This window comes from Sphingobacterium litopenaei (assembly GCF_014692495.1).
Classification (GTDB): domain Bacteria; phylum Bacteroidota; class Bacteroidia; order Sphingobacteriales; family Sphingobacteriaceae; genus Sphingobacterium; species Sphingobacterium litopenaei.
On the sequence record NZ_JACOIJ010000002.1, the window covers coordinates 179,188 to 193,875 of the forward strand.

General features: G+C 37.0%; 7 protein-coding genes. 3 read left to right on the top strand and 4 right to left on the bottom strand.

The window, feature by feature from the left end; all coding sequences use genetic code 11:
• Window positions 1–39 precede the first annotated feature (39 nt).
• Entirely contained in the window at window positions 40–6,927 is a 6,888-nt protein-coding gene (gene sov, locus H8B04_RS01995) for a T9SS outer membrane translocon Sov/SprA (protein ID WP_223815206.1), read from the bottom strand.
• Window positions 6,928–7,321: 394 nt separating this feature from the next.
• Here sov and H8B04_RS02000 point away from each other — a divergent pair, with 394 nt between their 5' ends.
• Window positions 7,322–7,912: a glycoside hydrolase family 18 protein gene (locus tag H8B04_RS02000; RefSeq protein ID WP_190301271.1), complete on the top strand. Its 591-nt coding sequence runs from the start codon at window positions 7,322–7,324 to the stop codon at window positions 7,910–7,912.
• Entirely contained in the window at window positions 7,912–8,325 is a 414-nt protein-coding gene (locus H8B04_RS17395; RefSeq protein WP_394354868.1) for an RICIN domain-containing protein, read from the top strand. Before H8B04_RS02000 ends, H8B04_RS17395 begins: the two co-directional genes overlap by 1 nt.
• Before the next feature lie 57 nt (window positions 8,326–8,382).
• Here the strand turns inward: H8B04_RS17395 and ruvA are convergent, their stop codons facing one another.
• From ruvA to dacB, 3 genes are all read right to left on the bottom strand, one after another.
• Complete coding sequence (gene ruvA / locus H8B04_RS02010; RefSeq protein WP_165290052.1) at window positions 8,383–8,967, bottom strand: Holliday junction branch migration protein RuvA; 585 nt, start codon at window positions 8,965–8,967, stop codon at window positions 8,383–8,385.
• 2 nt (window positions 8,968–8,969) lie between these two features.
• A complete protein-coding gene (locus H8B04_RS02015) occupies window positions 8,970–11,243 on the bottom strand; it encodes an NADP-dependent malic enzyme (RefSeq protein WP_190301272.1) in 2,274 nt (757 codons plus the stop codon).
• 73 nt (window positions 11,244–11,316) lie between these two features.
• A complete protein-coding gene (dacB, locus tag H8B04_RS02020) occupies window positions 11,317–12,738 on the bottom strand; it encodes a D-alanyl-D-alanine carboxypeptidase/D-alanyl-D-alanine endopeptidase (protein WP_165290054.1) in 1,422 nt (473 codons plus the stop codon).
• A gap of 144 nt (window positions 12,739–12,882) precedes the next feature.
• On the opposite strand from dacB, the gene H8B04_RS02025 reads away from it, so the two are divergent.
• Window positions 12,883–14,658 carry an aminopeptidase P family protein gene (locus H8B04_RS02025; protein ID WP_165290055.1) on the top strand — a complete coding sequence of 592 codons (1,776 nt, stop codon included), beginning with the start codon at window positions 12,883–12,885 and terminating at the stop codon, window positions 14,656–14,658.
• The last annotated feature ends 30 nt before the right edge of the window (window positions 14,659–14,688 follow it).

Genomic DNA, 14,688 nt, shown 5'->3' on the forward strand with positions numbered 1-14,688 from the left:
ATACACTAAGCTTAGTAGTAGAAAATAATTTGTGCGTAATTATTGGAATAATAATTTGAACGTGAAGCCAAAATACGTATAAGAAGTGGCAAAAGTTTGGGAAGTATAAGGGCGCACAGCGTTGGAATTGTAAAATAAACGTACATTGTAAAACCTGTTGATGGTATAATCAATAGAAGGATTGAACGTGATATTTTTGTTTCCACCAGTTACTTCGTCATAATCAACTCCTGTACGATACATCAAGACTTTTCTGTCGTTCAATGCAAAATCCATTCGGAGGTTTATGTCGTTTTTCCAATTGCGGTGTGCAAAAAGACCAAAAGGCAAGCGGGTATTTAATTTTCTATAGCCCAGTCCAGCGATATAGGATTTTTCTTCCAACATAGAAAGTTGGCTGTTTTCTAAGCTCAGCGCGATGTCTCTAGATTTGCGATATTCCGTCGTGATACTCATATTATTATCAAAACGCATATCCACACCAATCAAAGGCAGGAAGCGGTTGGTCAAGGTCACTTGGCTGTATTGTTGTGCTGGAATAAAATTATTATTTCTGTCTCGCACATAAGGAAAATTTTCTTCCCGATTATATTGCAGATTCGTGTAATAATTCGATATACTGTATTGCGATTGGTAATGGTGATTCAAATTGATAGAACGAATGATATCTTCAATGCCTAATAGTTGAGCTAAAGCCGAATAGTTTATTCGCCAATTTGGCAAAGGAAATGTTGGTTTGTTAGTTTTATCCAGGACAAAATCCTTATGCAAATACGTTTTTAAGAAAGCATTAAGAATGACATCCTGTTGATTTTCATTATATCCATCCCAAAAATATTGTGCATCTCGACCCGTTGAATTAGGGTTGTAGGTACCTAATAATTCGGAGACTGTCAATTTATTGTTTTCAAAATCTTGAAATAAGATCGCTGTATTTTTGAAGGATGTTTTGAAAGCTACTTGCGAGACGGAATAACTGCCTGTTTCGTAAAAGTTCTGTGTATCGAATGACTGAAAAGACAGAGTACTATTTCTGTTTGAAATACGCGAAAATGTAATATCTATCCTTAACCCTTTTATAGGTTCGGTATGTGCTATAGCGGATAGATTTTCCGAATATGATTTCGTAAATATTCCATTTTGTAACGTGTCAGTAGTCAACCATTGATTGTCTTTAGCTCTTCGTAAAATATCCACTTGCGAACCCAAAATAAAATCTAGTCCTGGCGCATTCTGCTGGAAGCTGTAACCTAGTATATTGGAATTCGGAAGATAACCAGGCAAATAAGTTCCTTCAATTTTGGTATAAGCTGCATTGATAGTTCGAATTCCGGTGAGTATCCTCACCAGAAACGATGTAAAGCTATGGTCTGTTGGCTTTGTATAATCTCTATAAAATCTGAATTTACTATAGAGGGTGTTGAAGTTGAGAGATGGATTGACTTGTATGGTTCTATTGTTTTGGATGCTGTTGCCAAAATTGATGTTTTCATTTTTCAATAGATTCAAAGGCTCACTTTGCCAGTTGAATTGCGTACCATACCGTGTGGTGATATTTATCCATTGTAGGTAAGGAATTTTATGAATTGGCAATGTGTAAGTGAAGTTGAGCATATGGTTGTAATCCATATTTCGTCCCAAACGCCAGAAATTGTTCCAAAGTGTATCTTTGCGCGCTCCGTCTAATCGGCCATGTGGCTCATCAATAATGGCATAATTCGTCGCATTAAAATCCAGTCGCAATGATTTGGTCAGATCCCAACTGATACCATAAATACGGTAGGTGTTGAAGTTTTTGTTATAATATGTCGGCAAGACGTTGTTATTCGCATTGTCCCGAAAAGTGTTTTCATGATAAATTCTATTCACATCCATTCGAAAACTCAACAATGCAGGCATTAAATTATAATTGAAGGATTGGAATAATTTGCTCTTTTTAAAAGGTTCTTTAAATGTGCTGTTGGGATTATTAAACGTATAATCCAAGGAGCCTTTATAGGTTTTTTGCAATTTAGATTCGGTGTACAAATCACGATGAGCGTATTCATTGTACAAATAGGAAAGCGAAAAATTCTCGACATTCCATGGTTTTAAAGTTTTCTCTGCGAAATGAGAAACCTTTCTTGCATTTATGATACTAAAATGCTTACGTTGTGTATAATCTTGAATACGTCGTAATAAAGAGTCTTTACTGCTTTCAGAAAGGCTCTCCAAACTTTTGCTAAGTAAAATATCCCCTTGAAATGGGTTGTATTCTGGTGTGCCGATTTGTTTAGAAAAGTTGAAATAGAGCGGAATCGAAATCGCATGTTTCGGATGAATGAATTTCCCCAATTCTGCATTCGCCATAAAGTCCATGGAAATACGTTCAGTTCTATCTTGTTCGGAAATGCGTTGAGAAATATCCCCGAAGCCTGACGACATTTTGGTTCCCGATACGGAAATATTACCTAAATCGGCTAGTTTCACGTGCAACTGCCCCGTTGCAGCCCAACGACTTTTATCTTCAAAATCTGTTACCCGTAATTCATTGAACCAAAATTCACCTGAAATTTCTCTTCCATCGTCTAATGGATTAGCAGAGTTTTTAGACTTTAGTGGATTTTTAATGCCCAACATATAAAAACGAATTTTGGACAAATCTGGTACGCCTTTGATAGTAATTGTATTCACTCCGTCATTATACTCATAAGGAACATCCAATGGCCAAGGAATTCCATCTTTAAAGGCATTATCTCGAGCCATTTTGGCATCAAGAAGGCTATTTAAATTAACAATAATATTGTTTTCTGAAGGCCAAATAACTTGCGGAGCGGAGCTTCCAGCTGGTGTTACTTTTAGCGGAGCTTCGTATTGATAGTAATGATGTTGGTCGTCCGTGCCCAGTCGAATAAAAGTGAAGGCCTCGTCATCGCGTAAAGTTTCACCTTCAGCATGGACGAAAAATTCTATATTGCCATAAGGTCTAAGGTCGTAAGAAGCATTTTTGAAAGTTGCCCGCCCATAGCCATCTTTTAGATTTTTAATGGTTAAGCTAAGTGACTGTTCGTTCAACTGCACATCCAAATTGTTGTTGCTGTAATCCACTTGTCGATTAATGGTTGGAGGTAACACATAGGGAATAGGTGTTCTTTTTCCGTTTTCTTCAATATTGACATGTGCAACTTCTATTTTGGAGTGGTCAGCAGGAGGATTGAGCCCTAGGTTTGGGTCAGCGATAACTCTTTGGGGAGTATTTTCAAGATTGTATTGTCGCCAATCACTTCTTACAAACTGCATTTGTGCAAGACGTATTATAGCCGTATCGGTAAAGTTGGTGAGAAAAAGCCGCACAAATCGGATGGTTTTAAAATCATTGATATTTCCGTATTTCTTTTCAAAATCTCGAATGGGAATTCTTAGTTTGTACCATTTTACATCCATTTTTTTGTTTAAGACAATAGTTTGGGAAGTTTGTTCATCCACGATATAATTATTTCCTATATACATATCTTGAGGACGTAAGGAGATTTTATATTCGTAATAATTGTCGGGTTCGTTCATCGTATTGTCACGACTGATGTCTTCCGCATCAGGTAGGAGGGTACGCGCTGCATTTTCTATGCCATAAGCTTCTACAGATTGGTTTTGCGTTTTGGAATTGCCTTCTGTGCCGTTAATATGTTGATAACGCGCTAAAATTCCTTGGCTTCGATCAAAATGATTGCCACGATAATAGGTATAATCATCACTCGAAGGATCTTTTGCTAATTTCTCGAAAGCCTGTGGGCTTAAAAGACTTCGCATCTGATTCAAAAAATCACGATGAAATTGGACTTCTTCTTCGTTGGATAGTCCATCGAGACCTACATCTTGGGTTTTTCTGCTTGCATCCGTATTTTCAAAAACTGAGTTGATAGGTTGCAAACGTGCTGCATATCCCCACACCGTTTTATCAAGACCTGTTTTGTCTCCATGAGCTGGGATAGCATTTTCTAACGATTTTCTTCCATCTTTGAGAATATCTTCCGACAAGTTGCCTAAGTTGATGTACAAATCACCTCCGTCTTTATTTGGATTAGTCAACGTCGGGTCCATCATCCAAATATCCAGATATTCAATATTGTGGGTTTCAAAATCAGTTTGTTCAAGTTTTTTGAATATACCAGCCCATCGGGTACGCGGTTGAAGTAATTTTCCTTCTGCATCAAGGAGATAAGTACTATAATTATAAGGACCACGCAACATGGGGTAATAAGCCAAATCCAGAGTAGGAAGAAAAGCATCTATACCAGTCTTGATTTCCTTGAATGGAAAAACTTCCTGTTCGGTGACGCGACGCGTACGATGATCTGTCAAAAACTGTACATCCACATTGGGATTTAAGGAGGAAGATTGATAGAAAATAGGATCGATATTATAAAAAGCTAAATGAGCTCTGTTGTATCCATAAGCTAAATCATTGCTTAATACATGTTCTTGAAATAATTGGGGAGTAGCCGAAATTTGCCAGCCTTGTTGATTTTTAATGTTTATAAAGCTAAAATTATTCTCAAAATCATCTAAATAGGCTATTCCTTTGCGCTCATTTCCAGCGTTCAACGCTTTGGCATATCCAGGTTTGGAATGCGCGATTTCTCCATACAAACTAATTGTTGATTCTTCATTGGTCTTGTAAAAAGGTAATTTATCCAAAATGCGTGTTAACCATTTTGAACTCGTAGCATAATGTATATCTGCACCCATCATCATATTGGCAATAGATTCTGCACCAATCTGTACTTTTTCGGAATAAGGTCTTTCGCTCAATCGCATAAAAGTTGTTCCCAATGCCAGTTTATCATGGACATTGTATTCTAAACGTGCTCCTATAAAAGTTTTTTGCTGCGACCCAAAAATACCATTGTCTTCTATTTTTACGCGCAAATCACCACTGCTTAATAGAAGAGCCTCATTTAAAATGCGCAAAGTACCAGATTCATAGTCTAATGCATAATCCGAGTTTTCTTGTAGCTGTAAGCCTCCTGCATATACCTTGACGGAATTAGGACTTATATCAAAAATTCCTAACTGATATTCTGCACTACTGTTCGATTGAATTGAACCTCTAAGACTATAGCGGTCTTTGTTTGGAAATAGTTGTACGGCATCTGCTTGAGTCTGTAAATATAATTCTGGAAAGGAATATTTTTGTTTTAATGCTTGTTCTGAAGCTAAAAATTGATCCTCTAAGTCCTTGCCAAAGGGTTCTATCGATGGAAATATGAGTTTTCCTCGTATATTATCTATTGTGATTCCTGAAATAAAATCTAATATTCCATCAGGACCTGAATTATTGTTGCTGGTTAATTTGTCCAATCCTGTCAATTCTAGCCAAGACTTGTTTGCCGTGCTATTTCCTTCTTGCAGAAGTGGGTTTTTAGTGCTGTTCTGTGTTTCGGTACGAACAATCTGAAGTTGTATATCCTGTTCGCTGAAGTTGTTTCCACCCAAAGAATAAATATTTTTCATCATCAAATCCCAAATGGGAAGATTGGTTTTCACTACTTCGTTCTTTAGTAGTTTGGTATATAAAGCTTTGGGATTCGCAGCATCAAAAGGAATATCTGTTGATAAATCTCCAACTTGATATTCTTTACCATTCGCTGTGAAACGATAGGCTACTGCTAAAACCTGATCCTCATTCAACGGAAAATTCAAAGAAATATAGCCTAATTGCCGATGGACTATATAATCTTGTCCTTCCAGGAGTTTTTGCGCAGTTTGAAGTCTCGCATAGTTATCTGTAGCTCCATTATTACCAAAAAAAGAGGATAAGAAAGAACTGTTTGAATATCGCCCATTTTCTCCTAGAAGTTCGGTTAGATTGTTTGCTAAGGGCGTTCCACTTTGATTTCCCGAAACAGAGTTAGGGAAAAGAGCATTTGCATTCCCCATAATGTTATTGTTGAACGGATTTTTCTCCGCCAAATCCAGAAACGCTACAATATCTCTTGCGCCTTCCACTTTATTTGTACGATTACTTATCCAAACTTCTATGGTTGTAATTTGCACAGGAGAATTAATTATAGGTGCAGTTTGTAAGCTTTTGTTGTAATTTTCTCTAAAATACTGGGCTAAAAAATAATGCTGATTTGCATCGTATCTGCTTAATGAAAGATTTAATTCTCTCTTAGCTTTCCCGTTTGAAATAATGATTTCATGGCTATCCGAACGTTTTTGTGAGAGTACTCCCGTAAAATTTACTTTTCCTACTTGCAATTGCGTCTTGATTCCAAAAAGTGCTTCTGCATTTCCCATTAATTGAGAGCGCGTGATGAAATTTACATTTCCAATTTCTAATCTTTGTAAAATGTCATCAGGCTTACCGATGTAATCGAATTTAATTTGATTCTCAAAGTCAAATTCAGCTTCTGAACTAAAATTTGCTAGTACGTTTCCACGTTCGCCAATCTTTCCATTCAGATGGAGGTTGAAATTTTGGTCAAAATCTAAGCCCCATAATTTACGATGACGCTCGTTGAGTAGAAGATTATCATTTTTGTTGCGTTGTGCCATCAATGAAATATCCACACTCCCTTTTGGCGTGATTTCGATTTTATTGCCCCCAAAAATTCGCTCAAAAGCAGGACTATTAATAGTTATAGGTTTGATAAATCCAGAGGAAGTATCGGATTTTGTTTGAGAGGCAGAGGTACTAGCCCAATAATTCTGTATGGCTATTTTAGTCGCTAACGCATTATATTCAATACGTTTAAGGTATTGTGGGTAACTAAAAATGGATGGTGCGTTATTTTGTATATGAAAAAGCTGATGCTTAGGATTGTAACTGTATGTTAGATATGAAGGAGTTTGAGATTGGGATTTTTTGAAAAAGGTAAAAGGGGTTGGCAATATATGAACTTTAGATAGCGGTAAAGAATAGCGCAGTGTATCTCCTAAAGACAAAAATGTTTGCCCCTTGCTTTGTAAGCACAGCAAGCATACTAATAAGAGAAGAAAATAGAATCTACGATTCGCCAAGGCTAATGCCAATTAAGGACTTTACAATTGATTTTTTAATTACTTATAAGTATACGATTTCTTTTAAGAATAACAAAGTGATCTGTTATAATAGATTTAGTAGTTTTCTATGTTAATTTATGATTATCTAAAATATTCTTTAAAGAAAAATAATTAACAAAGAATTTGTTTCTTAATAAACTTTTGTTTAAGTTTGATTAAACAGATAAAACGTTTTAGTTGGGTTTTATGATGGGAAATTATGGAACTGATGTTTATTTCTTTTTATGATAACCAAATTATCTTAATAAATCTAGTTTATAAACCAAATTAATGTGTTATGAAAGTTCGAGGCACAATTCAAAGATGGACTGCAATTTTTGGAGTCGCTTTAGCCACTATTATCCAAGTAGGCTGTCAGAAGGATTTGGATGGGGTAGACTTAGATAATGAATATGCTAACTATGGTGCAAATGGTACTGATCAACCTAATTCTTCTTCTTTTGTGTATTTGGTTACCGCATTAAGGGATTTAATGCCAGACAAAATCATTTCGTTTTATAATATTGGTCCATCAGCTTCTCGCCTTTCTTTTAACGGGGTAACAGTTGGCTCAAAAGTAGATTATGCTTGGAATCCGTATTATAGTACTTATTCGGCACCAAATATTCCTGGTCTGGATAAATCAAGGTTAGGTGCCGCTGCTATTGATGTGAATTCCACCTCTAGTTCAACACTGACAAGTTTTGCCAACAGAACAAAAACAGATGGCTACGGTGTATTTCTTTATTATGATTTGCGTTCTACTAATATTGCTTCTTATTTATCGGGTGCCTCAAATATTCTTTATGGACAAAATACAAGTTTTGATAATGGTACTACAATCCAACGCCCACTACGGATATCGAATCAGGATCTACCTATCAATTAATATCCGCTACGAATGGCTCAAGTGTATTAGATGTTTATTTTAGTGGAACTACTGACGGAACTAAAGTTCATTTATGGTCGCCAAATAATAGTAATGCCCAAAGATGGAAAATCACCAGCGTAGGAAACGGTTTTTATAAGCTTCAACCTCTTGTTGCTCCTACAAAATGTTTAGATGTCTCGAATGCTGGAACAGCCAATGGTACGCAAGTACAGATATATAGCGATAACTGTACAAATGCACAAAAATGGAAAATAACCAATGTAGGAAATGGGTATTATACGTTAAGCCCAGCACATAAATTAACTTCCAATTTGGATGTCAACCAAGGAGCTTTTACAGATGGTACTAAAATTCAAATTTATAATGCCAATACGGGTAATGCACAAAAATGGAGATTAATCAAACTATAATTTAAGTTTGTATCAGGTGTGTGAAAAGAAAGGGGGAAAATTTCCCCCTTTTGTATTTTATAGCTTTTTCAAAGCCAATTTGATAATTTGTTCTACGGAAAGTGATTCGCTAGTTTGAACAATAGAAGCCAATACTTTTTCGACTTGATTTTTGGCAAAGCCAAGCATAACTAAAGCTGTTAAAGCTTCTTCTGGCACAGATTGTTTTGCAATTGGTAAAGGCAATAAAGCATCATCACCTTGTTTTTTCAATTTATCCTGAAGTTCCAGGATAACACGTTGTGCTGTCTTGGGGCCAATACCTTTGATTTTTTGGATCATAGCCACCTGACCATTCACGATTGCAGATTGTATCTCTTCCGGAGTACTTGAAGAAAGCATCATCCGCCCCGTATTCGGACCAATTCCAGAAACGGAAATCAAATGGTTAAACAAATGACGTTCACCTTCTGTCGCAAAGCCATATAATGTATGCGAATCTTCTCTTACTTGAAAAGAAATAAACAACTTGGAGTTCTCCTGATCTTTGATCAGCGAATACGTTGTTAATGAAATATGTATATGGTATCCAATTCCTCCTACTTCAAGAATAACATGCGTAGGGGCTTTGAATACCAATTTACCGTTAAAATAATCGTACATTTTTATTGTTTTTCGTATGATTGCGCATCCACAACAGCGATTGTTACCATATTCACAATTTCGCGTACCGAGCTGTCTAATTGCAATACGTGTACTGGCTTGTTCATTCCCAATAAAATAGGACCGACAGCTTCTGCATTACCCACTTCTTGCAACATTTTATAAGCAATGTTACCTGATTCTAGATTCGGGAAAATAAGTGTATTCGCCGCTTGTCCATTCAATGTGCTGAAAGGGAAGTTAGATTTCAACAATTCACTATTCAATGCAAAGTTCGCTTGCAACTCGCCATCTACTACTAAGTCAGGATGATTTTGGTGTAATAATTTTACCGCTTCACGAGTTTTGATTGAAGTAGGGCCATCGTTTGATCCAAAGTTAGAATACGACAATAAGGCCACACGAGGTTTCACGTTGAAACGACGTACCGTTTTCTCAATTAAAACCGTAATATCTGCTAACTCTTCAGCTGTTGGGTTTTCATTCACGGTAGTATCACCAAAGAATAAAGGTCCTTTTTCAGTCAACATCATATACATACCAGCAATACGACTACCCGGTTTTGCACCAATAACTTGTAAAGCTGGTTTAATTGTAGAAGCATAGTTGCGTGTCAAACCTGAAATCAATGTGTCCGCATCACCAAATTCCACCATACTTGCTGCATAATAGTTGCGGTTTGTGATAAGATGTGTAGCATCAAATTTGGATAAACCACGACGTTGACGTTTTTTATACAGGTTTTCCACATATTCGTTGAAACGAGGACTATCTACTTCTTTACGTGGATCAATGATGGTAACGTTGTCTAATTCGAAGGCATATTCTTCAATCAAAGAAGTGATTTTTTCTTTATTTCCCAACAAAATAGGAATAGCGATGCCTTCTTCTTTCACGATCTGAGCAGCACGGAGAGTTTTGTAATTATCTGCTTCTGCAAAAACCACACGTTTAGGATTGTTTTTTGCTACTGCAGAAAGATGACGCATAATACCATCATCCTTTCCTAGACGTTTACGTAATTCATCTTTATAGACATTCCAGTTTTCAATGGTTTTGCGTGCTACACCTGATTCTACAGCAGCCTTGGCAACGGCCATAGAAACTTCCGTAATCAAGCGAGGGTCTGTAGGTTTTGGTATAACGTAGTCCGTGCCGAAACGTAAATTGCTAGTGTTGTACGCTTGATTTACCTCTTCAGGAACAGGTTCTTTTGCTAATTCAGCTATGGCTTTCACCGCAGCAATTTTCATTTCCTCGTTGATAGCTGTTGCACGAACATCTAATGCTCCACGGAAGATGTATGGGAACCCTAATACGTTATTTACTTGGTTTGGATAATCTGAACGTCCTGTACCCATAATGATATCGTCACGAGTCGCAACGGCCAAATCATACGCAATTTCTGGGTTTGGATTAGCCATCGCTAATACTATAGGTTTTGGTGCCATTGTTTTCAACATTTCAGGTGTCAGAACATCCGCAGCGGATAAACCTATAAATACGTCAGCATTGTTTACGGCATCCGCTAAAGTATAAATATCTCTATCTGTAGCCCATTCTGCTTTTGTTGGATCAAGATTTTCTCTATCCTTTCGGATTACACCTTTACTATCCAACATGACGATATTTTCTTTGCGTGCGCCTACTGCCACGTACATCGCTGTACAGGAAATAGCCGCAGCACCAGCACCGTTAACAACGATTTTCACGTCAGCGATATTTTTGCCTTGCAATTCACAAGCGTTTATCAATGCTGCACCTGAAATAATAGCTGTACCATGTTGGTCATCGTGCATAACAGGAATATTCATTTCAGCTTTCAGACGTCTTTCAATCTCGAAACATTCTGGTGCTTTAATATCTTCTAAATTGATACCACCAAAAGTCGGTTCTAATGCTTTGACGATATTGACAAATTCATCCACATTTTTTGTGTCTAATTCAATATCAAAAACATCAATGTCCGCAAAAATTTTAAATAAAAGACCTTTTCCTTCCATTACAGGTTTTCCGGCTTGTGCGCCGATATCCCCAAGTCCTAAAACAGCAGTACCATTACTGATTACTGCCACAAGATTTCCCTTAGTGGTATATTTGTATGCATCTTCGGGGTTGGCTGCAATAGCCAAACAAGGCTCTGCCACACCTGGTGAATACGCTAATGATAAGTCTCTCTGTGAGTTGTACGGTTTTGTTGGAACGACTGCAATTTTCCCAGGACGACCCATTGCATGATAATTTAGGGCATCCTTTTTTCTGTTAATATTGCTCATAATTTATTTTTTGTAATCTACTTAATCCACAAAAGTATTATTATATATTAATATGGACGAAAAATATTCACTATTATTTTAATGTATTTAGTAGTGTAAACATGCGTTGACGCATTTGCGAAGCTCCACCATCATAGTTGTAAACTAATAAGGAAAAAGTGTATTTCTTGCCGTCTTTAGCAGTATGATAGCCAGTATAGCCTAAAGTTCCATTGATAGTTCCACTTTTCATGGTCATTTCATTATAAGTTGGCAGACTTTTTTGGAATTCACTAAACCAAGGTCTTTTGAGTGCATATTGCATAATTTGGTTCATAGCATTAGTAGTCACATTGTTTTGAGGAGACAATCCGGAGCCATCCACAATATCCAATTCACTGGATTTGAGATTCAATTTTTGCTCCCAATATTTTTTTACATACTGTGCGCCATCATAAGTTGATGTTTTGCCTCCGCTAATAAATGCAATGCTTCTTAATAAAGCTTCTCCATATAAGTTGATACTGCGTTGATTGAACCAATGTACTATTTCGTGCAAAGGAGGCGATACATGAGTATCCAATTCTTTAGAAGCTTGTGGTACTTTTTGTCCTTCTTCAGCCATACGTTGGCCTGTAGTGATTCCTTGCAGGATTTCAATGCTATCCGTTGCCAAAACTTTTTGAAAATTAAAAGCTAAATCATAAGCTGGATCAGGTAAAGAAATCTCAATTGTTTTTTTCAAATTTTGACCATAAGTTCCTTTAATGACAATTTTCTCACTGTATGGTGCAGAATAAGCATATACATTATCGCCTGAGCCGGGACGGCCTACTTTAACTTGATTTACCAGTTTCAAATAACTTAAATCCGATGTGGTATTCGAAATAGGGGCATCATCTTGAATTCTTCCCGCTTGAAAATTAATTCCGCTGCTATTTTCACGCCAATTCAACGAAGAAATACCAGCACCGTAATAATTGCCCATATCTGTCCAAATCCACCCTCCTGGAACATCTATGCCTTGGTACATACTATCATCTGCTATAATACGCCCATCAACGGATGTAATACCAACATCGATAATTGCTTTCTTCCATTTGGCTAAAATCACATCTTCTTTGGTGTGTGCATATCGATGACTACCTAAAGTGGGATCTCCTTCACCATGCACTACAATATCTCCATGCAAGATGCCGACAGAATCAATTTCTCCAGTATAATACAGCTTCGTTTTATACGTGTAATCTTTTCCTAAAATATCTAAGGCCGTAATAGAAGTAATGACTTTCAAGGTCGAAGCTGTTGGAAGTCCTACGGTCGTGTTTTTTTCAAAAAGCGTTTCCCCTGTTTCGCTATTGATTACATGCAACGCCGCTATACCGTTTGTAAGAGAAGGATGCTTCGTAAAAGTTGAAAAACTCTGTTCTAACTTTTGTTTGATTGTTTGCGCTTGCGTAGTACACGTAATGCCCAAACTTAGGATGCTTGCTAGTAAAATAGATTGTAATTTCATAGTATTGGGTATATGAGCAAATATACATTTTTCAAAACTATCCCTTATGTACCGTATTTGTAAAAAAGGTACACACATTTGTGTTCGATTTCCATTATGGGAATATAAATGTTTAACTTGCATTACTTTTACATATCAAAAACTATGTCACATTTAGAAAGATTAGCACAGATCAGAGCGGCTATGAAAAGCCAAGGAATTGATGCTTATATCATTCCATCATCTGATCCGCATATAAGTGAGTATCTTCCAGAAAGGTATAAATGTATTGCTTGGGTTTCTGGGTTTACAGGTTCTGCAGGTACTTTAGTTATTACTCAGGACTTTGCAGGATTATGGACGGATGCAAGATATTTTGTACAAGCCAATGAGCAATTGGCGGGTACGGGGTTTGAATTGGTAAAATTAAAAACACAAGGGGCAGCTGAATATGCCGATTGGTTAAGTGAGCAATTAGAAGAAGGTGCTCAGGTCGCTTTTGATGGCAACTTAGCCTCATTATTAGTAGCTCACACCGTCAAAAGTATTCTAGAGCCTTTGCAAATTAAGGTGAATGGACATGTAGATTTACTTTCTGCAATTTGGAATGATAGACCTGAACTTCCGCAAGTAAAAGCTTTTCTTTTGGATGAAAGCACAACGGGACAATCAACAACTTCGAAATTGGCTGCTGTTCGTCAAATCTTAGCAAAAGCAAGAGTAGAAAGTCATTTCATTTCTTCGTTGGATGACGTTGCTTGGTTGCTAAACATCCGTGGACAGGATGTTCCTTGTAACCCAGTGGTCTTATCTTTTGTGTACTTGTCACAAGATAAAGCTATACTTTTTATTGCTGATGGTAAGCTGTCTCCTGAAGATATCGCTATCTTAAATAGCCAAGGTGTTGAAATTGCTGATTATGAAGCAGCATTAGAGTTTGTGAAGAATATTGATACAGCTTCTATAGTTATCGATCCAAAACGTACTTGTTTCGCTATTTACGATAGTATTCCATCTTCGGTTAAGATTGTAGAAAAAATCAATCCTTCTACTTCCTTAAAGGCAATTAAGAATGAGGTAGAGATTAATCATATCCGTCAGACAATGATTAATGACGGTGTCGCGATGACTAAATTTTTCAAATGGCTAGAAGAGGCTATTGGTCAAGAGGAATTATCCGAAATATCAATTGCTGAGAAGTTACAGGGATTTCGTGCAGAGCAAGACGGATTTGTGGATGTAAGTTTCAGCACTATTGCAGGTTATTTAGATCATGGAGCTTTGCCACATTACCATGCTACGGAACAAAGCAATTATACATTGAAACCAGAAGGTTTATTGCTGGTCGATTCTGGTGGCCAATACAAAACAGGAACAACCGATATTACGCGCGTGATTTCTTTGGGTAATATTACGCAAGAGGAGAAAGATGATTACACAATTGTGTTGAAAGGAACAATAGAAGGAAGTCAAGCTATTTTTCCAGTAGGTTCTAAGGGGTATCAAATAGATGCCATTACACGTAGACCCATTTGGGCTACCTTACGTAATTACGGTCATGGAACAGGACATGGTATTGGTTTCTTCTTGAATGTGCACGAAGGTCCTCATGTTTTCAATCCTACTCCGACAGATATCGCTATTGAAGAAGGAATGATTACTTCTATAGAACCGGGCTTATACCGAGAAGGAAAACACGGTATTCGTATTGAAAACTTAGTCTTGGCTAAAAAACATGATAACAGCATTTTTGGCGATTTTATGAACTTTGAAACGCTGACTATCTGTTATATCGATACAGATTTAGTAAATAAAGATTTATTAGGGCAGGAACATATCGATTGGTTAAATGATTACAACCAATTCGTCTTTGATAAATTATCGCCTCATTTGACAACTGCAGAAGCAAGTTGGTTGGCAAATAAAACAAAAGCCATTTAAAAGAAAAAATGCTACTCAATCGAGTAGCAT